The organism is Pseudomonas sp. Marseille-QA0892 (genome assembly GCF_054950135.1).
Map to the genome: position 1 here is coordinate 3408083 of NZ_CM143104.1, position 22903 is coordinate 3430985.

20 protein-coding genes and 2 pseudogenes are annotated in these 22903 nt (G+C 59.1%); 13 read left to right on the forward strand and 9 right to left on the reverse strand.

Annotated features, from left to right (window positions below; genetic code table 11):
* Nucleotides 1-19: 19 nt before the first annotated feature.
* The 5 genes from ACY8D3_RS15885 to ACY8D3_RS15905 all read right to left on the reverse strand — a co-directional run bounded on the left by ACY8D3_RS15885 (nucleotide 20) and on the right by ACY8D3_RS15905 (nucleotide 8021).
* On the reverse strand, nucleotides 20-1264 hold the full coding sequence (locus ACY8D3_RS15885) for an AAA family ATPase (RefSeq protein ID WP_462379767.1): 1245 nt from the start codon (nucleotides 1262-1264) through the stop codon (nucleotides 20-22).
* Nucleotides 1265-1399: 135 nt separating this feature from the next.
* Nucleotides 1400-1849, reverse strand: a complete 450-nt coding sequence (locus ACY8D3_RS15890) for a hypothetical protein (protein WP_462379769.1) — start codon at nucleotides 1847-1849, stop codon at nucleotides 1400-1402.
* Between the two features lie 899 nt (nucleotides 1850-2748).
* On the reverse strand, nucleotides 2749-3765 hold the full coding sequence (locus ACY8D3_RS15895) for a branched-chain amino acid aminotransferase (protein WP_462379771.1): 1017 nt from the start codon (nucleotides 3763-3765) through the stop codon (nucleotides 2749-2751).
* 565 nt (nucleotides 3766-4330) lie between these two features.
* Nucleotides 4331-6613 (reverse strand): YgiQ family radical SAM protein, encoded by a 2283-nt coding sequence (locus tag ACY8D3_RS15900; protein ID WP_462379772.1) that lies wholly within the window; start codon nucleotides 6611-6613, stop codon nucleotides 4331-4333.
* A gap of 247 nt (nucleotides 6614-6860) precedes the next feature.
* Nucleotides 6861-8021 carry an alpha/beta fold hydrolase gene (locus ACY8D3_RS15905; protein ID WP_462379774.1) on the reverse strand — a complete coding sequence of 387 codons (1161 nt, stop codon included), beginning with the start codon at nucleotides 8019-8021 and terminating at the stop codon, nucleotides 6861-6863.
* A gap of 301 nt (nucleotides 8022-8322) precedes the next feature.
* On the opposite strand from ACY8D3_RS15905, the gene ACY8D3_RS15910 reads away from it, so the two are divergent.
* The 6 genes from ACY8D3_RS15910 to ACY8D3_RS15935 all read left to right on the forward strand — a co-directional run bounded on the left by ACY8D3_RS15910 (nucleotide 8323) and on the right by ACY8D3_RS15935 (nucleotide 12408).
* The gene (locus ACY8D3_RS15910) at nucleotides 8323-8832 is read left to right on the forward strand and encodes a substrate-binding periplasmic protein (protein ID WP_462379775.1); all 510 of its coding nucleotides are present in this window, start codon (nucleotides 8323-8325) and stop codon (nucleotides 8830-8832) included.
* A 9-nt stretch (nucleotides 8833-8841) separates the two neighbouring features.
* Complete coding sequence (locus ACY8D3_RS15915; RefSeq protein ID WP_462379776.1) at nucleotides 8842-9078, forward strand: hypothetical protein; 237 nt, start codon at nucleotides 8842-8844, stop codon at nucleotides 9076-9078.
* On the forward strand, nucleotides 9069-10421 hold the full coding sequence (locus ACY8D3_RS15920) for a GGDEF domain-containing protein (protein WP_462379777.1): 1353 nt from the start codon (nucleotides 9069-9071) through the stop codon (nucleotides 10419-10421). The genes ACY8D3_RS15915 and ACY8D3_RS15920 overlap by 10 nt, the downstream gene beginning before the upstream one ends.
* A gap of 16 nt (nucleotides 10422-10437) precedes the next feature.
* On the forward strand, nucleotides 10438-11154 hold the full coding sequence (locus ACY8D3_RS15925) for a substrate-binding periplasmic protein (protein WP_462379778.1): 717 nt from the start codon (nucleotides 10438-10440) through the stop codon (nucleotides 11152-11154).
* A gap of 49 nt (nucleotides 11155-11203) precedes the next feature.
* Nucleotides 11204-11680: a YbaK/EbsC family protein gene (locus ACY8D3_RS15930; RefSeq protein ID WP_462379779.1), complete on the forward strand. Its 477-nt coding sequence runs from the start codon at nucleotides 11204-11206 to the stop codon at nucleotides 11678-11680.
* A 98-nt stretch (nucleotides 11681-11778) separates the two neighbouring features.
* On the forward strand, nucleotides 11779-12408 hold the full coding sequence (locus ACY8D3_RS15935) for a DJ-1/PfpI family protein (RefSeq protein WP_462379780.1): 630 nt from the start codon (nucleotides 11779-11781) through the stop codon (nucleotides 12406-12408).
* Here the strand turns inward: ACY8D3_RS15935 and ACY8D3_RS15940 are convergent.
* Nucleotides 12388-12807 carry a DUF6482 family protein gene (locus tag ACY8D3_RS15940; protein WP_462379781.1) on the reverse strand — a complete coding sequence of 140 codons (420 nt, stop codon included), beginning with the start codon at nucleotides 12805-12807 and terminating at the stop codon, nucleotides 12388-12390. The two genes, ACY8D3_RS15935 and ACY8D3_RS15940, sit on opposite strands and share 21 nt — an antisense overlap.
* Nucleotides 12808-13050: 243 nt before the next feature.
* On the opposite strand from ACY8D3_RS15940, the gene ACY8D3_RS15945 reads away from it, so the two are divergent.
* The 6 genes and pseudogenes from ACY8D3_RS15945 to ACY8D3_RS15970 all read left to right on the forward strand — a co-directional run bounded on the left by ACY8D3_RS15945 (nucleotide 13051) and on the right by ACY8D3_RS15970 (nucleotide 17049).
* Nucleotides 13051-13263 (forward strand): hypothetical protein, encoded by a 213-nt coding sequence (locus ACY8D3_RS15945; RefSeq protein ID WP_462379782.1) that lies wholly within the window; start codon nucleotides 13051-13053, stop codon nucleotides 13261-13263.
* A 228-nt stretch (nucleotides 13264-13491) separates the two neighbouring features.
* On the forward strand, nucleotides 13492-14079 hold the full coding sequence (locus ACY8D3_RS15950; RefSeq protein ID WP_462379783.1) for a TetR/AcrR family transcriptional regulator: 588 nt from the start codon (nucleotides 13492-13494) through the stop codon (nucleotides 14077-14079).
* Between the two features lie 84 nt (nucleotides 14080-14163).
* Entirely contained in the window at nucleotides 14164-15096 is a 933-nt protein-coding gene (locus tag ACY8D3_RS15955; protein WP_462379784.1) for a 2-hydroxyacid dehydrogenase, read from the forward strand.
* A 160-nt stretch (nucleotides 15097-15256) separates the two neighbouring features.
* Nucleotides 15257-15931, forward strand: a pseudogene (locus ACY8D3_RS15960) (PAS domain-containing protein); the annotation flags it as partial.
* A gap of 219 nt (nucleotides 15932-16150) precedes the next feature.
* Nucleotides 16151-16519: pseudogene (locus tag ACY8D3_RS15965) on the forward strand (methyl-accepting chemotaxis protein); the annotation flags it as partial.
* A 128-nt stretch (nucleotides 16520-16647) separates the two neighbouring features.
* Nucleotides 16648-17049 carry a hypothetical protein gene (locus ACY8D3_RS15970; RefSeq protein WP_462379785.1) on the forward strand — a complete coding sequence of 134 codons (402 nt, stop codon included), beginning with the start codon at nucleotides 16648-16650 and terminating at the stop codon, nucleotides 17047-17049.
* Nucleotides 17050-17055: 6 nt separating this feature from the next.
* Here ACY8D3_RS15970 and ACY8D3_RS15975 read toward each other — a convergent pair whose 3' ends face one another.
* From ACY8D3_RS15975 to ACY8D3_RS15985, 3 genes are all read right to left on the reverse strand, one after another.
* Nucleotides 17056-17271: a hypothetical protein gene (locus tag ACY8D3_RS15975; RefSeq protein ID WP_462379786.1), complete on the reverse strand. Its 216-nt coding sequence runs from the start codon at nucleotides 17269-17271 to the stop codon at nucleotides 17056-17058.
* A gap of 348 nt (nucleotides 17272-17619) precedes the next feature.
* Nucleotides 17620-17916 carry a con-10 family general stress protein gene (locus tag ACY8D3_RS15980; RefSeq protein ID WP_462379787.1) on the reverse strand — a complete coding sequence of 99 codons (297 nt, stop codon included), beginning with the start codon at nucleotides 17914-17916 and terminating at the stop codon, nucleotides 17620-17622.
* A 308-nt stretch (nucleotides 17917-18224) separates the two neighbouring features.
* Nucleotides 18225-21710, reverse strand: coding sequence for an acyl-[ACP]--phospholipid O-acyltransferase (locus ACY8D3_RS15985; protein WP_462379788.1), 3486 nt, complete (start codon nucleotides 21708-21710; stop codon nucleotides 18225-18227).
* A gap of 131 nt (nucleotides 21711-21841) precedes the next feature.
* On the opposite strand from ACY8D3_RS15985, the gene ACY8D3_RS15990 reads away from it, so the two are divergent.
* On the forward strand, nucleotides 21842-22573 hold the full coding sequence (locus ACY8D3_RS15990; protein ID WP_462379789.1) for a helix-turn-helix domain-containing protein: 732 nt from the start codon (nucleotides 21842-21844) through the stop codon (nucleotides 22571-22573).
* The last annotated feature ends 330 nt before the right edge of the window (nucleotides 22574-22903 follow it).

A 22903-nucleotide genomic window follows, 5' to 3' on the forward strand; every position in this document is an offset into this window, starting at 1 on the left:
CTTTGAGCGACTTTTTCGTTTATCTCGAGAACTGTTTTTTAACAACTTTCTCGGAAACCTGATCTTTATATAGTGCAACTCTAATACACATGAGATAACGAGGATCTCTCACTGAATATGAATTGTTTCTGTCATTTCTATTCAATAACGGTGAATCGCCTTTTGCCAGCTCTCCTAGTATCGACCCAATACCCATATTTGTTTCTGGAATAGTCGTAGGAAACTCCTTCCTAATTAGCGCATCGATATCGTTAGAGTCAAACTGATGCTGCCGAATCTTCGCAATACAGTATATAACTTGATTTCGTCTCGCGACGGCTGTTTCTCTGCTGTTGAGGTGAGTCTCTATTACATGGTAGCTTTGCCGAAGACCCTGCTTCAACCAAGACAGATCAGCCTTTTGCAGAAGTGCTTTATCAAACTTCCAGGCATTATCCTCGATTTCATAAGCTAGGCACTCACAATATTCATGCACGCGTTGAGCAATCCCCAGCGTTACATCCCACACATGGTCTGATAAATCTATCAACGTTTGCCCGGTGATCTTGATAGATAACTGATCAAAGCCTTTTCTTATGATTTCCATAACTTGGCCAGAATCTAGACTAGCAACCTTTTCGACCTCCTGTATCCGGTTGGAGACCGATTCTAGATTCTTCGTCTCACTAAAATATTGAAGGACCCCATTTGGCACGCCTACTATTAAAATGTTTATGTTGCATGACGCGTAGCGATCATCATCTAGCAATATGACAATATCTGCCAGCTCATCCATAAGCTCTTTCGAGTTAAATATTGACTCTAGGTTGTCCAGCACTATTATTTTTCTATCCGGTGTCGTTCCAGAGAACATCTTAAAAGCCTTGAGTAAAGGCTCCTCTTGGCTCACATCATAGTTTCCACTGTGCTTCACGCCTCCTTTGGCAAAATATGCGCTTACCTCGGCTGCTTTCTCTTCGCTGAACCCTAATTTGGTAACCGTTCCTGGCTCTACCAGGCAGTTGCATACTTCCTGCGTAATGGATTTCATCCTTGACGCGTTGGCACAGTTGGCAACGACGTAGGGTATCCCGTTCTCTTTCATGACTTTTTTGTAAAGCCATGATTTTCCATTTCCACTATCACCGAAGAGCAACGTATGCGAGTTTCTTTTTAAGGCCCTCGTTAGAGATCTCTCATGTAAAGGCCTATCAACGTACATTTTGGTATTCACTTCTCCTTGTCTCGGTGTGAACACCTCGGTGATCTCTTTACGAATACTCATTCTCTAAATTTATTCCTTTAGCTTGGCTTAATTATTCAAGATATATGCGACTAAAGAGCTAACAAGTAAGCTAAGGGGCCCGCCTTAGCCGGTCCCAGCTAACGAAGTGAGCGATTTAAGCGCATTGTTAGCCGATCAGCGCGTCAGCTGAGATGTTATAGCCGGTACGGCTAGTATTGCAGCAGAAATAGCTTGTTGCGTAAGCTGCCGAACAGTTTCGGATGTGGCCTCTTTAGTACCGTTGGCAAGAGCTTTTCTTATGCGTGAAATCAATGGTTCTTTTGAGCCAAGTGATTCTGGCGTGCTGCCTAATGCTGCTAAACCTTTTGCAGTTAGCCGAACTTGCAGAAACTTACCACCTTCAAGATACGTGCCCTTGCACGTTAGAAACCCTTCCTCAGCCAAGAAAATCACTGCGTCGTCGGTAGAACATAAAAAATTAGATATGCAATCTGCATCAACGTTGTCTGGCATAGCTTTCGAGGCAATGGTTAGGGTGTCTATCTCGGTGGGTGTAGGAAACTGGGAGTAAAGATGCTCCAACAGTGCTAGCGTGAATCGGTTGAAAAACTCGATGTTATCCATGCCGCGGAGTCTCCATCTGTTGGCTAACGATTAAGCTAAGCGGCCGGATTTGCCGGTCCCAGCGAGTGAAACGAGCGATTTTGGCGCATTGTTAGAGGGCACCTGCACAATACACCTCTACCTCATATTGATTAAGTTCTAATGTATATGGGCCAACGCCTGAAATTGGCCTTGGATCTTCATAGCCATTTTCATATGCAAAGTCTCGCCAGACGTAGTTGCCACCAGTACGCTCAACGAAAGCACTGTATGCACCGCAGCCAATATCCCCGCACTCTGGGCAAACGTATAGGAGGACTCTTCCCGATTCTGAGTCTGGAGAAGCCACACACGTGAGCCGCCCCACTGCTTGAGCGTTTTGCTTCGGGAAACCGCGTACCAAGCAACCCATAAAGTCATCGTGACCACCATCAAATTTTACGATGCTTGTAAGTAGAGATGTGCCGTCAATGAGGAAATCAACCGATAACCGCTCTTGCGTAGTGGTTGCTCCGGTATCAGTGCCTGGTCTCGCCAGGAGTTTGTGTGATAGCACATCCATTGCCGTGATCTCTAACTATAATCAGACGTCACCTGACGCATAACACGCCGGACCCGTCTGCAGATAATATTCCATGGCGGAGCGTCACCCTCCGATTCCTAGGGACTTGAACACGGCCATGACGGTATAAGGGCGTTATACATCACCGATGTAGCCATTCGCCATTAAGCGAATTTTGGATCGACCAATGTGCCATTCACAGGGGTAGACGGCAGCCTGATCATTACTTTAGGCTCAGGTAATGCTAGGTACGCCGCATCTATCTTCTACCTGCCTGCCTACCTAAACCAATGCCCAATAAAAAACGCCGTGGCCCGAAGGCTCACGGCGTTTTCGTATGGCGTCCCGCTTGGTGAGATCAGACCTTAACGATCCAACCTTCTGGCGCTTCGACGGTACCAGTCTGGATGCCGATCAGTTCGTCGTAGAGCTTCTGGGTAACGGGGCCGACCTCGGTTTCGCTGTAGAAGACGTGCAGCTTGCCTTTGTGCTCGATACCGCCGATGGGTGTGATGACGGCGGCGGTGCCGCAGGCGCCGGCTTCCTTGTATTGATCGAGCGCGTCGATATAGACGTCACCTTCGATGACTTCTAGGCCCAGGCGCTCTTTCGCGAGTTGCATCAGGGACAGGCGGGTGATGCCTGGCAGCACGGAGGCGGACTTGGGCGTGATGAACTTGTCGTCGTGGGTGATGGCGAAAAGGTTGGCGGAGCCGACTTCTTCGATCTTGCGGTGGGTGACCGGGTCCAGGTAGATGGCGTCGGCGAAGCCACGCTTCTTGGCGTCCAGGCCGGGCATGAGGCTGGCGGCGTAGTTGCCACCGACCTTGGCGGCGCCGGTGCCATTCGGGGCGGCGCGGTCGTAGCCGGAGACGGCGAACTTGTGCGGGGTCATGCCGCCCTTGAAGTACGGGCCAACCGGGATGCAGAACACGGAGAAGATGAACTCAGGCGCGGTACGCACGCCGATGTTGTCACCCACGCCGATGACGAAGGGGCGCAGGTAGAGGGCGCCGCCCGAGCCGTAAGGCGGGATGAAGCGTTCGTTGGCCTTGACGACCTGCTGGCAGGCCTCGATGAACATGTCGGTGGGGACGCCCGGCATGAGCAGGCGATCGCAGCTGCGCTGCATGCGCAGGGCGTTCTGGTCGGGGCGGAACAGGTTGATGGAGCCGTCTTTGCAGCGGTAGGCCTTGAGGCCTTCGAAGCACTGCTGGCCGTAGTGGAGCGCCGTGGAGCCTTCGCTGATGTGGAGGACGTTGTCTTCGGTCAGCTTGCCTGCCTGCCAGGCGCCTTCACGCCAGACCGACAGATAACGCAGATCCGTCTTGATGTAATCGAACCCCAGTTTGCTCCAATCGATTTCGCTGCTCACGATTCACTTCCCACGACATGTAAAGGTGATGCGGTTTGGTTTGTTGCCGCACGCTGAAAATACTATCAGGCCGGACGGGTGTGAAACCAATGCCGTCGATGTATGTGGGAGAGGATAGCGGAGCCGGAGGCCGCGTGTATCGGACAGTTGCGGTGGATTTGGGCGGTGCAGTGGGGTGTGAAGGGAATTGATTGTTGCGGGGGGCGGTTATGTGAACCCCGGCGATCGGAACAGGCCTGCGCACAGGATGTTGGAGGGGCCGCCTGCATGTGGTGGGCGGGGCTCATTGCGTGGGCAGGTGGTGGGTTACGCTGCGCTAACCCACCCTACAGCAGCTGGGTCGTCGGGTGGATAACGGCGCAGGCTTATCCACCGATGCGGTGCGGGCAACGAATGGGTGCGCGGCCGAACCCGGGGCGAGGATAACGCGTCGCGGTTATCCACCCTACGGATGGGTTGCGTTGGGTTGGTTCATTGCGGATGCAGGCGGTGGGTTACGCTGCGCTAACCCACCCTACCCCCAATTGCTGGGCTCCGACGGAAGCGTCGGAGCCTCTGACCACTGTTAACGCGGAGCGACGGGGCGTTTGGGGGCTTTGCCGGGTTTGGGTCTGCGCTTTTCCTGCTGGCCCTTGGCGAAGGCTTCGGCTTTGGCCTGCTCACGCTTGTCCCACGGTTTGCTGCCGTCGGAGGCGCGTGGTGGCAAGCCGGTGTGCTGGGTCTGGATGCGGCCCGCTGCGCCGACCTTCTTGCTGCCCACCGGGGTGGAATTCTTGCGACGGGCGCTCTGGTAGCCGCCATCGCCCACTGGCTGGGTCGCGGGAATGAGCTGATGCTTCGCCGGGCCGATGAGGTCCGCGCGGCCCATGTCTTTCAGCGCCTCGCGCAGCATCGGCCAGTTCTTCGGGTCGTGATAGCGCAGGAAGGCCTTGTGCAGGCGGCGCTGACGTTCGCCCTTCACGATGACGACGTCGTCGCTCTTGTAGGTCACCTTGCGCAGCGGGTTCTTCTTGCTGTGGTACATCGCCGTGGCGGTGGCCATGGGCGATGGATAGAAGGCCTGGACCTGATCCGCGCGGAAGCCGTTGCGCTTGAGCCACAGCGCGAGGTTCATCATGTCCTCGTCGGTGGTGCCCGGGTGCGCCGCGATGAAGTACGGGATCAGGTATTGCTCCTTGCCCGCCTCCTTCGTGTACTTCTCGAACATCTGCTTGAAGCGGTCGTAGCTGCCGATGCCGGGCTTCATCATCTTGCCTAGCGGCCCTTCCTCGGTGTGCTCCGGCGCGATCTTGAGATAGCCACCCACGTGGTGGGTGACGAGCTCCTTCACGTACTCGGGCGACTCGACGGCGAGGTCATAGCGCAGGCCGGAGGCGATGAGGATTTTCTTTACGCCCGGCAGGGCACGCGCCGAGCGATACAGCTGTATCAGCGCGGAGTGATCGGTGTTGAGGTTCTCGCAGATGCCCGGCCACACGCACGAGGGTTTGCGGCAGTGCTTCTCGATCTCCGGGTCCTTGCACGCGATGCGGTACATGTTGGCGGTCGGGCCGCCCAGGTCGGAGATGACGCCGGTAAAGCCGGGCACCTTGTCGCGGATCTCTTCGATCTCGCGGATGATCGACTCTTCCGAGCGGTTCTGGATGATGCGGCCTTCGTGCTCCGTGATCGAGCAGAAGGTGCAGCCGCCAAAGCAGCCACGCATGATGTTCACCGAAAAGCGAATCATGTCGTACGCCGGGATCTTCTCGCCCTTGTACTCGGGGTGCGGGACGCGCGCGTACGGCAGGCCGAAGACGTAGTCCATCTCTTCGGTGGTCAGCGGGATGGGCGGCGGATTGAACCAGACGTCCTGCTCGCCGTGGCGCTGGACCATCGCGCGGGCGTTGCCCGGATTGGTCTCCAGGTGCAGCACGCGGTTGGCGTGGGCGTAGAGAACGGGGTCCGACTTGACCTTCTCATAGGACGGCAGGCGGATGACGGTCTTTTCCCGGGTGAGCTTTGGGCTGGGCAGCAGCTGCACGACCTTGGGCTCGTTCGGATCTTCGGCGGGCCCGTTGGCCTGCTCGATGGCGCAGGCTTCGGTGTCCTGCGTGTTCACGTAGGGGTTGATGATCTTGTCGATCTTGCCGGGGCGGTCGATGCGGGTGGAATCCAGCTCGAACCAGCCTTCGGGCGTATCACGGCGGACGAACGCGGTGCCGCGCATGTCAGTGATCGATTCGATGGGCTCACCTGCGGCTAGCCGCTGGGCCACTTCGACGATGGCGCGCTCGGCGTTGCCGTACAGGAGGATGTCGGCCTTGGCGTCCATCAGGATCGAATGGCGAACCTTGTCCTGCCAGTAATCGTAGTGCGCGATGCGGCGCAGGGAGGCCTCGATGCCGCCGAGCACGATCGGTACGCCCTTATAGGCTTCCCGGCAGCGCTGACTGTAGACCATGGATGCACGGTCCGGGCGCTTGCCGGCCAAACCGCCGGGCGTGTAGGCATCGTCGGAACGGATCTTACGGTCGGCCGTGTAGCGGTTGATCATCGAATCCATGTTGCCGGCCGCGACCCCGAAGAACAGGTTCGGCTTGCCGAGCTTCATGAAGTCGTCTTTGGACTGCCAATCCGGCTGCGCAATGATCCCGACGCGAAAGCCCTGCGCCTCGAGCAAACGGCCGATGATGGCCATGCCGAAGGACGGGTGATCCACATACGCATCCCCGGTAACGATGATGACGTCACAGGAATCCCAGCCAAGCAGGTCCATTTCCGCCCGGCTCATCGGCAGGAAGGGTGCGGGACCGAAGCATTCGGCCCAGTACTTGGGATAGTCGAACAGCTGCTTGGCGGCTTGCATATTTTTTGATCAACAGGGCTTTTACGGGGCGCGGAGATTAGCACAAATTTTGACCAAGTCCGACCCCGTTACTCGGGATTTCGAAGCCTTGGTGATGGATGGATCGAGCGATCAACTCGCCCTGCGGTCAACACGGTAATCGAGGTCCGAGCAGGCTTGGCGGTTACACGGGCATCCCGCGATTGAAGCGAACAATAAAAAAGGCGGAAACCCTTTGGGAATCCGCCTTACGTCATGACAAAGAGGGCTATGGCTTGCCGATGATCTCGGCCGCATTTGGCGTGACTTGCGCGCTCGAGCCGTCTTCGCTCGATCCGGCCTTGACCTGATCCTTGGTAGGCTTGCCGGTCTTGAGGAAGGAGACGATGTCGTTCGCCACGGCCGCAGGTGCTTCCCACTGCAGGTTGTGGCCCAGATCCCCGACCTGCAGGCCGGTGTCGGGCAGCGGCTGGGTGCCGTACTGCTTCCAGTAGGTTGGCGTTCCGTTGCTATCGTGTGCCTTGGCCAGCGCGTCAATGAGGCCTTTCTGATCTGGGCTACGCATGAAGATAGTGTCCTGGGTGCCCCACAGCGCCAGGGTCGGCACCTTGAGCCCGGCCAAGCGCTCACGGTTGTCATAGTCCAGTAGGGCTTCGGTGGCGCCGGTCCAGGTACCGATCTTCACCTGTGCCGTCTCGTTGGCGATCGCCTGCACCAGGCCGCTGTTGGCGTAGGGCGAAACGACCCAGCTTTCGGCCAGCCACATCTGGATGTCGGGGTCGGCCTCCAGAGGCGTTGCGTTGTAGACGGCTTCAGGGCTTTTCACACCCTTCTCCGCCAGCGCCTTTTGCCAGCTGCCCTTCACCGGCTCGTCCAGCACGTACTGTTGCAAGACCGAGTTGCCCTTGGAAGATGCAGTGGACGCGATCAGCACCGCCGCCGTGATGCGATCAGGGTGATCCAGCGCCAGCTCCTGGGCAATCAGCGAGCCCATCGAATGACCGGCGACGGCGCTTTTCTCCAGCCCCTTGGCGTCCATGAAAGCGATCAGGTCGTCTGCGAACTGCTTGGGGGCGAAACAGGCCTTGGGGTCTTTCGCGCACTGCTTTTCGTCCGGCATGGACGCAGCACCATGGCCACGCTGGTCGACCGCGATGACATGCAGGGACGGATCCTTCTCATGAATCTGCGCCATGGTCTCGGCCCAGGAGCGGGAGCTGTCGGTGAGGCCGTGCAGGAGAATCAGGCTCTTGCCGTCCTTCGGCCCGATCTCGACATAGGCCATGCGGATACCGGTCGAGAGGTCGGTAAAGCACTTGCCAGCCTGCACGCTCGGGCAATCGCTGGGCGGTGGCGCATCGGCCGCCGAAACGGCGCCAGCTGCCAGGCACAACGCGGTGAATGCCAGCCCCTTAAGCCCTGTTGTCATCAAGATTCTCCGTCAGTTGAGCACTAGCCTCCGATCATGCTGGAGGCGACTGGTTCAATGGCCTGATGTTCACGTCTCTGCTATCCGGCAGGCGGGCGGCTCACGGCGTATGTAAGCTTGACGCCAATGCTTCGGCCGGCAATCGACCAGCGGTGTCTATCAATTCGTACGTCGGCCGACAGCCTAGATGCATGCATCCGATCTCGGTACGCTTTGCTATCAGATAGCCACTTCGGATCCGCTGCAAAGGCGCCGTCCAACGGCTCAAGATCTACGCTTTCTTCATCCACACGGCTTACTCATGACGTTTATTCGTTTCTGCCTGCGCGTGCTGTTGTTGGCTAATGCGATGCTGGTCGCACAAGCCCAGGCGCACTCCATCCAGATCGTCACCGAAGAGCTGCCACCGTACAACATGACGGTAGACGGCAAGCTCACCGGCATGAGTACAGAAGTGGTGAAAGCCGTGCTCGCCGACGTCGGCATTGACGCAACATTCCAAGCAATGCCATGGGCCCGGGCATACGACACGGCACTGCACGGCGAAAACGTGATGATCTACTCCATCGCGCGCACGCCTGAACGCGAGTCGCAATTCAAGTGGGTGGGTATGGTCGCGCCGATGCGCTGGTACCTCTACAGCGCAGCGAGCCGCCCCTTGGCTCTGCAAACGCTTGACCAGGCGATGCCCTATCAAATCGCGACGGTCAAGCAGGACGTCGGAGAGCAATATCTGACCGAGCGCGGTTTTCAAGTTGGCAGTGGTTTGCAGTCGAGCGTCAGGCACGAACTCAACTACGAAAAGCTTTAGCAGGGCCGCGTGGACCTGTGGATATCCAACGAACTGAACGCGCGCCATTTGGCACGAGCGCATGGGGATAACCCTAATCGCACCCTGCATGAAGTGCTGGCGTTGCCTGACCTGGCGCCCGGCTCAGGCCTGAATATCGCCTTCAGCCGATCCACCTCCGACAGTACCGTCGAGCGCTTCCGTGTGGCCTTGCGCAACCTGCACGAGAGCGGCCGGTTTGAGGCGATTGTCCGTAAATGGCTATGACCCGCGAGCGCACTGCGACCGAAATAGCACAGACCGCGCCGTTTCCTTCCCGGAATTCAATCGGCCGCCGACTGGTAGTGGCCACGCTGGGCTTCTGTTTGCTATTTGCCGTCGTGACGGTAGGCGCTCGCGGCTGGTTCGCCTGGCAGACGCATATGCAGAATATGAAAGATGAGCTTGCGCTGATCGACCAGGTGTTCCAGGCCACATTGGCCAAGGCGATCTGGGACATGGACACCGACGCGCTAACGTCGCAGTTGGATAGCGTTGCGCATGCTGCGCCCATTGGCCGGGTGGAACTACGAATCTTCCATACCGGGCGAGAGCCGACCGTCATCATTCGCTCCAAGACTAGCGCTACCAACGACACGCAATTCCTCGCTCTACGACGTGAGCTGACCTTCGCGCCCTATCCAGGTGGTACGGAATGCGTGGGGACTCTAGAGCTCGACGGAGACCAGGCCCTGCTGCATGAGCGGCTGGCGAAAGACCTGCTTAGTATCCTGTTAGCCCAGATCATCCAGGCATTGCTGCTTGCAGGCTTGATCATGTGGATGTTCAACCGCTCGGTGACGGTCCATGTCCGGCACATCGCCCGGCACCTAAGCCAGCTGTCACCGGAAAACCTGGGTTCGCGGCTCCGACTCGACCGAGCGCTTGGCCTTCGTGACGAGTTGACTCAGTTGGAGGCCGGCGTCAATGCCGTGCAGACCAACCTCGCCACCCACCTTGAACAGCAACACGAGTACGAAAAGGACCTGGCTGCTCATCGTGACCACCTCAGCGAGCTCGTTGCGGCGCGAACCGAGGAGCTGATGGCTGCCAATGCGCGTCTCGAGGAGCTATCGCGCATCGATCCCTTGACCGGCCTGGCCAACCGCCGCGATTTCGATGATGTGAAGGAAATGGAGTTCAGGCGTGCGTTACGCGGCCGGCAGCCCCTGAGCGTGCTCATCTGCGACGTCGATTTCTTCAAGGCCTATAACGACTTCTATGGCCATGCCTGTGGTGACAAATGCCTGCAGGATGTCGCCCAGCTGCTAAAGAAAGCATTCAGCCGAGCCGGCGAAATGGTTGCACGTCTTGGGGGTGAGGAGTTCGCGATTTTGCTCCCCGGCATGGATCGCAATCAGGCGTCCCAAGCCGCCGAGCGGGTGCTCACGCTGATGGCCGAAAGAGCGCTTCCCCACGAGGCGTCTCAGATTGCACCCCATGTCACATTGAGCATTGGCGTGGCACAGCTGGACCTTTGCGCCATGGACCATTTCGATCAGCTATTGAATGTGGCCGATCAAGCCCTCTACCGCGCCAAGCAGTCGGGCCGCAATAAAGTTGCCTGGTAAAAACAAGAGCCTACCCATGTTCCGATTAAAAACGCTGTTGGGCCTGTTCCTCGTCGTGGTGATAACGCCAAGCTACGCAGACCGCATTACGGTCGTCACCGAAAGATCATCGTTCGCCTATGCCGTAGGGCGCACGGTCAGCGGCCCAGCAACGGATTTCGCGGTCTCCATGCTCAAGGAGGCCGGCTTGAACGAATATGAAATCAGCCTGTACCCATGGGCACGGGCATACGACATTGCACTACAGCGCCCCAACGTATTGATCTATTTGATAGCTCGGACGCCTAAGCGCGAGGACCGATTCAAATGGGTCGGCGAGTATGTGTCTATTGAACCCATCTTCTATGCCATGAGCACGCGCCCGGATATCTCGATAACATCGCTCGAGGATGCCGCGGGCTACCGAATCGGAGTCACCCGAGATGGCATGCAGCACCAGTACCTCGCTCAACGGGGATTCACGCGACTGGTCCCATCCGCCCAGGAGAGTGAGAATCTTCGCAAGCTATTGAGTGGACAAGTCGACTTGATTCCGATGCCGGAAAGCGAGGCTCGTGCGTTATGCGCAGAGGCCAACGTGGACTTCTCCGCACTCCGTGCGGTGTCTCCCGTTCCCGGATTGATTACTCGGCTTTACATGGCCTTCAGCGAACAAACCGACGATGCCATCGTGGACAAGGCTCGGGAGAGTTTCAAGCGTCTGCGTGATGCCCAGGCGCGAGCGCGCCCTTGACACTCAGGGACGGTGCGCCAAGCATGACCGCTCTGCAAAGGAGCCTGACATGAGCCTTGAATCCGTCCGTACGTTCTTTTCCCACCATGCACCGGACATCACGGTCATCGAACTCGAGACCAGCACCGCGACGGTCGCACTTGCAGCCGAGGCGCACGGTGTCGAACCCGGCCAGATCGCCAAGACGCTCGCCTTTCGCGTCGGTGACCGTAATGTCCTGATCGTTGCCCGCGGCGATGCGCGAATGGACAACCGCAAGATGAAGGAAGCGTTTGGCGCCAAGGCCAAGATGCTCGATGCCGAGACCGTCGTAACCCTCACCAGCCACCCGGTGGGTGGCGTCTGCCCCTTTGGCCTCGCCACGGACCTGCCCATCTACCTGGACGAATCCCTCAAGGCCTACGATGAAGTCCTGCCGGCCGCCGGTGCTATCCACAGCGCCGTGCGCATCACGCCAGAGCGGATGGCTGAACTGGTCAACGGCACGTGGATCGACGTTTGCCAGGTGGCCGAAACGGTAGCCTAGACGCGTCGGCTGTATCGCTCACTTGGCCGGCCACTGTACCGGGACGCGCCACATCGCATGCGGCACCATCACGTGATTGCCACAGGGAAGTTGCACACATGCGTATCGCCATATTGACGTTCGAGGGCTTCAACGAGCTCGATTCGTTCATTGCCTCCGGCATTCTCAACCGGATGGCACGTTGCGGCTGGGAGGTCGCAATCACCAGTCCTACCCATTCGGTCACATCGATGAATGGCGTTCGTATTCATTCCCAGCAGCGCCTGGAATTTGCCAACGAGGCAGACGTAGTGCTGGTTGGAAGCGGTATTCACACTCGGGATGTGGTGCGTGACGTCGGCATCATGGGAGGGCTTGACCTGGATCCGTCGCGCCAGTTGATCGGCTCGCAATGTTCGGGCGCACTGGTACTCGCAAAGCTGGGCCTGCTGGATCAGATCCCCACATGCACCGACCTCACGACCCGGCCCTGGGTGCTGGACGCAGGTGTGGAGGTGATCGGCCGGCCCTTCCATGCAAGCGGAAATGTAGCCACAGCGGGCGGCTGCCTGTCATCCGTTTACCTGGCTGCCTGGGTGATTGCGCGGGTGGGTGGGCTTGGCGCCTGTGCCGACGCGCTGCGCTATGTGGCGCCGGTTGGAGAGAAGGACAGCTACGTCGAGCACGCCTTGCGGGTGCTCGCGCCCTACCTCGAGGCCGAATCGGCCTCACATGTTCTTGCGCAGTGATACCGGCTCGCGCGATGTAACGTTCTCGGAAGGCTGCCCGACCATTTCGTCGTAGACCGCCGATTGAACGAGAAAGGACGGGATGTCCGAGATGCTGGCGAGGTGCTTCTTCGCTTCGTCGATGGACCCAAGCTGCAGGGTTTCGCCATCCGCGCCGTACACCGGCGATGGGTTGCCACCGACGACGCCGTGCACGGCGTAGGACCCGCCTTCCAGCGAAACGAGGTGTATCTCCTCCAGCTCGCCGTTCTTGGCCTTGGTCTTCAGTTCGTCAAGCGTCATGGTCGTGTACTCCACTTCTTCGGTCGTAATGTCTGACGGATAGACCTGTCCTGAGGCAGCGATGATCCGTTGAGCCGCCAGACGGGCGAACAGCGCTCCATTACGTCTTTGTTTCAAATGCTGAATACCCAATTGCGCGGCCAACGGCCGCTTGGCAATCTAGCGCACCGCGGGAGGGGCTGGTTTTTGCCTCTCTCGCGGCGTGTCTCGCATCCCGCTGGAGTTCGCCGTTCGCAGTTAAGCGATCGCTGGCGCAGGAGGCTGGCACACCGTAGTCGCTGACGCATCGCCGCGGGCGTTCAGCGTGGAATCATCGCGGCAGGTAATCAGGGTTTGCGTCGATCGAAGGAGGAACACGACGTGGATGCTGCAGCCATTTTCTGGGCCCCGATCCTGGGGATGATACTCATGGGCTGGATCATATGCGGTCACCAGACCTTCTCCCTGGCACGGCATCGCCGTATCAGTTCGAAGGAATGGGTCTCCCGCATGACTGACGCCAGCCTGATCGCTGCACTGGCGGGTTTACCCATCAGCTTCGGCCTTTATGTCGTAGCCAGCAGCGGGATGTGAACGACACTGCCGGCGGCCTCGTCAGGCTTCCGGCAGTGTCGCACCGCTCCAGCCCCCTTTTCGATCCGTTTGGTCTAAGTGCGATGTAGCCGTACGCGTCCGCCGCACGTCGCCTCACCATGGCCCGTTGCCAACGCCATAGGCGCGGGCCCTACAATAGGGGCGATAGAACCGGTCGCGTGCCGAGTATCCTGACGTGACAAGAACAATATTCGAGGAGATCGAGACATGCTGACGGCCCTGCCCTCGGACGACATGCGTCCTGTCCGCGATCGCCTCAAGGAGGTGGCGCTCAGGCAGTTTGCCGAGCGGGGTTACCACGCTGTGGGCCTTCGCCAGCTTGCAAGCGAGCTTGGCCTGCAGGCAGGGTCGCTGTACGCCCATATCGATAGCAAGGAAAGCCTGCTTCGGGAGCTCATCGAGGATGGCTATGACGAGCTTATCGAGAGCGCCCGCGATGCATTGTATCGAGCAAGCTCACGCGTAACGCCCCTATCGGTCCTGATTCGCCATCATCTGGATTACCAGACCGAGCGCGCTGCCTGGTACTTCCTGGCCACCATCGAAGTGCGCCATCTGCCGCGCGAAGGCTGTGAGGAAATCATCGAACTCCAGCGCCAATACGCGGCACTCATCCAGCTTTCGCTCCCCGACCGTCACAAGCACCCCAACCCAAAAGGCCTTACCGAGCAGATCATCAGCCTGCTCAACGGCATTCCGCAGCTCAAGAGCCGCTGGCAGGAAGTCCGCAAGCTGGACGATTGGGAGCAGGATCTGGAACGACTGATTCTGAAGCGTCTGGCCGCAGGCGAATGATCGCGGCAGCGAGATCACCCTGAACGTGCATCCTGGCCCAGCAGTCCATAGACTCCGGTCAACGCCATCTGGAGGTCATCTTGCATGAAACCGCGTCTGCTGATTCTCAATTCCTTGTCGGCCGAGAGCCTCGCGCGCATCAGCGAGCGGTACGACACGCTCTACGCGCCGGATGCGGAGAGCCGTCAGAAGGCCATAGAGGCACACGCGGGGGAGATCGATGCCGTCCTGACCATTGGCATCATCGGCCTTACGGCTGATGAAATTGCCCGCATGCCGAAGCTCTCGTTTATAGCCACACTGGGCGTGGGTTACGAGAAGGTCGATCTCGACGCTGCGCGTGATCGCCAGATCAGCGTCAGCAACGGCGCAGGAACGAATGCCATCTGTGTCGCGGATCATGCAATGGCGCTTCTGCTCGCCCAGATCCGCGATATTCGTCGGTTGGACATGGCCTGCCGCGCCGGCGTCTGGCGCGACGCATTGCCCATGACGGATAACGTCAGCGGCAAACGCCTCGGGTTGCTGGGCCTGGGGGCGATCGGCGAGCAGCTTGCCAAGCGTGCCACGGCCTTCGACATGGAAATTGGCTATCACAAGCGCAGCGTCAAAGCCGAAAGTCCCTACCAGTACTTCGATGACATCGTGGCACTGGCGGAGTGGGCCGACTGCCTCGTCGTCGCCGTGCCCGGCGGCGCGGCTACGCACCATATGGTCAATGGCCGGGTACTCGAAGCACTGGGCTCCAATGGCTATCTGGTCAACGTCGCACGTGGCAGCGTCCTGGACACCGACGCGCTTGCCCTGGCGCTGCGCGGCAAGCAGATTCGCGGCGCAGCCCTGGATGTCTACGAAAGCGAGCCAGAGCCGCCCAAGGCCTTGCTCAACCTCGATAACGTGACGCTGACGCCGCATGTTGGCGGTGCGTCGCCGCAAGCGCTGGAGCAGTCCCTAAGCCTGTTCCTGGAAAACATCGGCAGACATTTCCGCGGCGAGGCGGTGCTGACGCCGGTATGACCCACCACTGATCGAATACGCGGGTTTCGTTTCCGGCGCTCCCCTTCAACTTTTGCCAACTGCCGCCGATACGCTGGAACCACTACCCACCGTACCGGTGACAGTCATGTTCTTCTCGCGCCAAAAAGACGAGCTTGCTCGCCTACAAGAAAAAGTCGCCATGTTCGAGCGGGCCCAGGCGAGCCTCAACGAGCAACAGGTATCGGCCACACTCGACGCATCGGGCCGATTCACAAGCGTGAACGACCTGTTCCGCCAGGAGCTGCAGTACAGCGCGTCCGACGTCGCCGGCCGGCATCTCAATGAATTCGTTCCCGCGCTTGTCGTGAAGGACGAGCATCACCGCCGCATCACCGATGCGCTGCAGCGCGGAAGGTCCTTTAGCGGCGCGCTTCGGCTGCTGCGCAAGGATGGTAAGGAAGTCTGGCTGCGCATCGTACTGGTACCGCTGACGCTTTCGAATGGCACAATCGATTCGTTCGCGATCCATGGCAACAACGTCACGATGACCATCGAGAACTCGCGTGAGCACGAGAACATGGTCAATGCGCTGAAGCGCTCGACGGCTGTGATCGAGTTCAACATGGATGGCACCATCTTCAACGCCAACGAACGTTTCCTCGGCGGGATGGGTTATTCGCTGGAGCAGATCCGTGGCAAACACCACCGCATGTTCTGCACCCAGGAAGAAGCCAATTCCAAGGCGTATGCGGATTTCTGGGCCAAGCTGAACGCGGGCCAGTTCATCGCCGATCGATTCCATCGCATCGACGCGCGTGGCAACGACGTATGGCTCGAAGCGTCCTATAACCCGGTGTCCGACCTACAGGGCCGCCTCTACAAGGTGGTCAAGTTCGCAACGGTCATTACCGACCAGATCAATCAGGAACGCGCCGTCGCCGATGCGGCCGAGATTGCTTACGTCACGTCCCAGCAGACCGACCAGAGCTCCAAGCGCGGCACCGAGGTGATCAACCAGGCGCTGGCGGTGGTACAGCAATTGACGGGCCAAATGCAGAAGGCCAACGGCTCGATCGAGGCGCTGGACCAGCAAGGCGAACTGATCGCCAGCATCATCAAGACCATCAGCGGCATTGCCGAGCAGACCAACCTGCTGGCGCTCAACGCCGCTATCGAAGCCGCACGCGCCGGCGAGCAGGGCCGCGGGTTCGCAGTGGTTGCGGATGAGGTGCGTCAGCTTGCCTCGCGCACGTCGACAGCTGCACAGGAAATCGTGGGCGTGATCCAGAAGAACCAGAGCCTGGCCGCCGATGCCGTGGCGGTGATCGCGCAGAGCCGCAGCCAGGCGGACGAGGCGCTTGCGCTATCCACCGAGGCCGGCCAGGTCATCCTGGAGATCCAGAGCGGTGCCCAGTCGGTCGTGAGCGCGGTCAGCCAGTTCGCCAACCGCTTCAGCCACTAACCCGCCCCAAACCCGGCTGCCTGTGCAAGGCGCCGGGTCCACCCTCTCCGGCCGCCTTTCAGCGAGCCGACAGAACGCGCTGTCCAGCGATGGGCAATTTCTCGCGTGGCCCGCTATGATCGTGAGCCATGACGCCCCCTCCCGTGCTCCGTAGCCCCTGCCCACCTGGTGCCTGTGATTGCCAGCGCGATGCGCTTCTGGATGCGTCCGGAATGGATACACGCATCCTGCTGCTGACAAAGCCGGAAGAAAAGCGATTACTGGAGCGCCTGGAAAACCTAAAGGACCTGGCCGATCTGGAGCGTCTCCAGCGGCGCATGTACGAACAGCTCGGTTTGCGGCTGCATATTGCGCCTGGCTACAACGAGGTGCGCAGCATGCGCGGCATCAGCATTCGGATCGAACCGCAGCCGGGTCTGTGTCGAAAGACGAGGCAATCGATTCCAGCAGCGATACGGCGAGGGATGGAACGCAACCCCGAGGTCGCTTACGCGTTGCTCAACGCAAACGACCTGTTGCGGGATGCGTAAGAATCTTCAGAGGGATGCGAGCACTTCGCGGTAGGCGCGACATTGGGCGCATTTGCACTGACGTCGGGTACCGACCGAGAAAAAGAAACTCTGGGTGGTCGCAGCGACTGTTGCCTGTGCGTCTGGCTCCTCTGCGAGCTCGAGCATGACCTGATCCGCGAGCAGGTCAAGAAGATCCTTGTGAAGCCGCTGGGGATCGCCAACCGAATTGAAGCACGCCATGAGAAAGCCTCCAGAGGAGAAGTAGCGAGCACTATCGCATCGCTTATCCACTCTATCGGCACGGGTGTCTGGCACTTGATGGTCAGAGGCGCTCGGCTGACGATAGGTATGAACGCCCCGCCGCAATGCCCGAACGACTCGAAGCATTCGTTACCTTATAAATAACTTATGCTTTACAGAAAGAAACTTATATCAGCTGCGCATTATATTAGGTGCGAACTCCCAATGCGAACTCTTAAAGAGCTGAATTAATAGCTTCACCGAACTTATAAGATCCATTTTTAAATTAGATTAAAACGAAGCAGACGCGGGCAGAGCCCGCGTCCAACCTCGATTCTTTAGCGAAGATCAGCTGCGGCCGCTATTGCTGTTCTGGCCGCCCTTACGCCCGGCTTCGGACGCTTTTTCGCGATCATTCGCGAAGTTGCCACCGCTGTTGGAGCCGCCTTTGCTGCCGGCTTCCGCAGCGCGCTGCGGGTCGTTGGCGAAGTTGCCACCGCTGTTCTGGCCGCCTTTGCTGCCAGCCTCTGCAGCGCGTTCTGGATCGTTGGCGAAGTTACCACCGCTGTTATGGCCGCCCTTGCTACCTGCTTCTGCAGCGCGTTCACGGTCGTTAGCAAAGTTGCCTGGGTTGTCATTTGCCATTTTGTGTCTCCCAACTATCAATAAGTTTTGAGCCAAGGCTGCGACTGTGTTTATACATTCGCGCCTCTCGTAGTGTGAGAAAGCGGAGCTGGCAATAGAGTTCTTGCGCTCAGTGAAGTAAAGACAAGCGGCCCGGAATGTATAACTTAAATACCAATACGCTATCCGATTGATATCAGATCAGAGCGCTAATATGACCGCTGGCGGCGGTTATCCACAGCCCGTTGATATCAACGGGCGGAACAGCGTTGTACAACGAGAGGCGGCGTGCCATCAGCCCCGCCGAACGACGGGCCTGATGGCAGGACTCAGGCCTCGCCGCCTTCGGCCGGCGCACCTGCTGTGGCAGCAGCCAGCGCCAGCAGACGCGCGCCCGCAATGTCCGCCTTGCCGGTGCCCAGCTTTGGTAACCCGGCGACCTGAAGCCACTGGCTTGGCTGCATCAGGGGACTCACACCGGCCTCCACGAGGGCACGCTTGGCCGCGGAAAGGTCGAGATCACGTTCGTGCAGGACTACGATGCGTTCGCCTTTCTTTTCATCCGGCACGTTCACGGCCATCAGGTCCAGCTCGGGATCATCGAGCGCTGCCCTGATCTGCTGCTCGACCGCACCAAGGCTGACCATTTCGCCGCCGATCTTGGCGAACCGGGAATAACGATCGACGATGGTGAGGAAGCCATCGGCATCCAGCCGCCCCTTGTCACCGGTGATGTACCAGCGCTCACCGTCCCGCTCATGGATGGCCTTGGCGGTGCGGCCCGGATCGTTGAGATAGCCTTGCATCAGTTGCGGCCCGGTAATAAGGATCATGCCCTCCTCACCTGTGGCTAACTCCTCGAAGGTCGCTGGGTCGACGATCTTTAGACTGGTGCCGGGCAGTGGCATGCCAACGGTGCCAACCTTGCCGCCGCGCTGGACTTGCAGGTAAGCCACATCAAGCGCATCGGGTAGATTGACCGTCGCGACCGGTGCGGTCTCCGTCGCCCCATAGCCCTCGTAGATCTCCTTGTTGAATTTCAGTTTGAAGCGGTCGCGGACGTCCTCGCTGAGCTTTTCCGCTCCTGCAACCACGATGCGCAAGCTGCTGAGCATCAGCGGTTCGACCTTGTTGTTGCGTGTGAACAACCGAAGGAAGGTAGAGGTGCCGCACATGATCGTGGCCTTGTAGGTAGCCACGGAACGGGCGATCGCGACCACGTCGGTCGGGTCCGGCTGGGCTACCAGTGGAAGGCCTTCGATCAGCGGCAGGAATTGCGTGACGGTCAGGCCGAAGGCATGGAAGAGCGGCAGCGACGCCATGACGACATCGTCATCGTTGGTGTTGAGGACGTCAGAGGTCTGCTTGATATTCGCCATAAGGTTGCGGTGGCTGAGCATCACCCCCTTGGGTACGCCTTCACTGCCACTTGAAAACAGGATCGCCGCCGTCCTATCCGGGTTAACCGGACGGACGAACAGGGCCTTCAGCATGAACGCAGGCAAGACCTTCACGGCCAGCCATGTGGCGATCATCTCGGGCTTACCGAAGCGTTCTCGAAGTGTCTCAAGCATGATGACATTACGGCCGGTCAGAATTTCACCCACTGGCAGGCCGCGCTTCTCAAGCTTTTCGATGAAGCGCTGCGAGCTGTAAATGGTACGAATATCGGCCTGGTCAAGTGCCGAAATCAGCGCCTCGCGACTGGCCGTGTAGTTGAGGTTCACGAGGGTCTTGCCCGCCAGCAGCACAGCCATGTTGGCGAGTACACCCGCGTTGGAGGTCGGCAAAAGTACGCCTACGTTCTGCTCCGGGCTGAGCTTCACCATGCGCCGCGCGATGGCCAGGCTTCCGGAAAGTGCCTCCGCCGCACTGAGTGGCTTGCCCAGCCCGTCGGCCAGCGCCAGTTCGCCGGTGCGGCGCTTGACGCTGTCGATCCACGCGTCCGGCAGGCTCGGCAGGTCTTCCATGTAGTGCTGCCAGGAGCGGACCGTCTGGTCGAAGATGCGACGCTTCAGAACGTCGGCCGTCGTCGTCTTCGGCAACGGCTGGCCGAACGCAACGATGACCGAGCGGTGCAATGGCGTACCGCGCAATTCCTTGAGTTTGCTGGACGACCGAGAGAACTGGCTGCCCCACAGGCCACGCAGATAGAACGGCACGATCACCACATCGTCGTTCGCCTTCTCACAGGCGCGTTCATAACCTCGGCGGAACTCACCCAACTGCCCGGTACGGCTGATCGCCCCTTCGGGGAACAGGCACACCACCTCCCCGGTATTGAGCAACTGCGCAACGGTCTCCAGCGACTGCGTGGCGCCAGCGCCTTGCTGGATCGGAATGCAACCCAGTGGCTTCAGCAGCCATTTGAGGTACCAGCGATCGTAGATGCTCTTGAGCATGACGAACCGCACCGGGCGCGGGCTGGCGATTTGAACCATCGCCCAATCGACCCAGCTGATGTGGTTGCCCAACAGCAGCACCCCGCCCTGAGCCGGCAGGTTCTGCAAACCATGCACCTCCACCCGATAGCGCTGCTTGAGCATAAGGCCAAGCAGGAAGCGGACGAGGCTCTGCGGCAGGCGTATGGCGGTATAGGCACCACCGACGACCGCAACCGCCGCAATGATCAGCAGGAGGTAATGACTGCTGACACCTATCAGGGCGAACAGAGCCGTCAGTATCAGGAACCCGAGCATCGCCAGGTTCTGAATCCAGTTGTTCGCAGCGAGTACGGTCCCTAGCTCTTCTTCGCGCGCATGGAACTGGATGAGCGCATTCAGCGGCACAATGAACAGGCCTCCCATGGCGCCGATGAACACCATGTTGAGCGCATGCGTGAAGGTCGACCCATAAAGCGGAAGCATCCAGAGGCCAGCAGCGATACCCAGCGCACCCAATGGGATGAGCCCGGTTTCGATTCGGTTGCGGGACAGCCGGCTCGCGATGGCGGAGCCGAGGGCGATACCGATACCCGTGGCGGCGAGAATCCCCTGGATGACCAGGGCATTGTTCACGCCCAGGCTGTCCTTCGCGTAGGACGGAAACGCCGCGAGCAACACCTGCCCGACCGACCAGAACACGGCGAGACCAATGATCGATTGGCGGATGACAGCATTACCCGTAACCGCCCGTACATTGGCCCTGGCCGAGCGGCCATGAAGGTAGTCGTCCCAGACGAAGGGCTTGCGAGACGCGGGCGCTGGCTCGACGGGAAGCCGATAGAGCATCACCAGCTCGACCACACTGGCCGCGACGAGCATCCAGCCAAGCGGCGCGACGTCCTGAAGCATCTCATGGGGCGTATCAGCCGCGCCCAGCCACGCTTCGAACAAGGCGGTAAACACGAACGTCCCCGCGAGTATCGCCACGATCGAGACCGCCTGAACCAGGCCGTTGGCCTCCGCCAGCCTTGGCTTGCCGAACAACGTCTTGATGTAGCCGTACTTGGCCGGCGAATAGAACGTCGCCTGAGCCGCCAGGAGCAGCGTCATGGCGAACGAGAGCCAAAACCAGCCGGCGTAGTACGCCAGTGTGATCAGGAGCGTTATGCCGACTGCAGCCCAGGCGGACAACCGCATCACACGTACCTTGGGCTGCGTATCCGAGACATGTCCGGCCGGGCTGAACAGCAGGATGAAGGGCAGCAGCATCAGGCCGTTGACGATCGCCGTCAGGATGACCTGGGTCGAGCCGTCATAGATCTTGAAGACGGTGTTCTGAATAACGATCTTGTGGCCCAGATCAACGAACGCATTGATGAACATCGCGATCAGGAAGGGCCAGGCGCCTGGCATGCGGTGCAGTTTGTCCATGGAGGCCTCAGTGAGAACAGACCGATGCAGACTGGCGCGTACAAGAGGGTGGCGCAACTCTGACAAGTGAAGTTGCACCGCTTTGATGGCAAGGTATCGTTTTCCGATACTTTTCTTCTCGGTTCTTATTCATGACGCAAGTTGTCCGTCTCGTCGAGACATTGAAGAAACAGCTCAAGGCGCATGGGAAAACCTATGCCGATGTCGCGACGCACCTTGGGCTAAGCGAAGCATCGGTCAAGCGTACCTTTGCAGAGCACACCCTGACGCTTGAGCGGCTCGAACGAATATGTGGGCTCATCGAGATCGACCTTGGGGGACTGGTGCAGGCGATGCAGGCGGAGGCCCCGCAGACCTCTGGCTTGAGCGAGGCGCAGGAACAGGAAATCGCGGATGATCCATTGCTTCTGCTGGTGGCCGTGTGCGCGATCAACGGTTACGGCCTGGCCGACATGCTCGAGCAGTACCGGCTCACCAAGGCAGAGTGCGTACAAAAGCTGATCCGCCTGGAGCGGCTCAAGCTCATCGAACTGATGCCGGGCAATCGGATAAAGCTGCGTATCGCCCCTAACTTTCGCTGGCAGCCTGGCGGGCCGATCCAGCGCTTCTTCCAGGCGCACGTGGCGGGCGATTTCTTCCGCTCACGGTTCGATGGGGACCAGGAGCGGTTGGTCGTGCTGAACGGCCTGCTTTCTCCGGCTGGCAACGCTCAGTGGCAACGCAAGATGCAGCGGCTGGTCAGCGAGTTCAACGAACTGTGCCGCGAGGAAGCCTCCCTGCCACTCGCCGAACGCTTCGGCACCACGGCCGTCCTCGCCGTCCGACAGTGGCAATACAGCCTGTTTCGCGAGTTTGGGAAGTAAGTAGGGTTCAGCGCGTTGTGATCCATGCGCTGGCCAATGGTCCGCCGATGCCTACCAAGCTGACTATGCGCCTGTAGGGTGGAATCCCGGAGGCCTTCCACCGTTCACCTCGAACGGCACGACCCGCGGTGTATCGGCTCGATACCGGTTGTGTGCGCCTTGGAGAATAGTGCCCGTGACTACCGTTTCGGTACCGGCTATCCGGTGGGTTACGCTTCGCTAACCCACCCTACAGGCTAATGCCCATCATTGTGGCTACATGTCTGTAGGGTGGAATCCCGGAGGGCTTCCACCGTTCACCTCGAACGGCACGACCCGCGGTGTATCGGC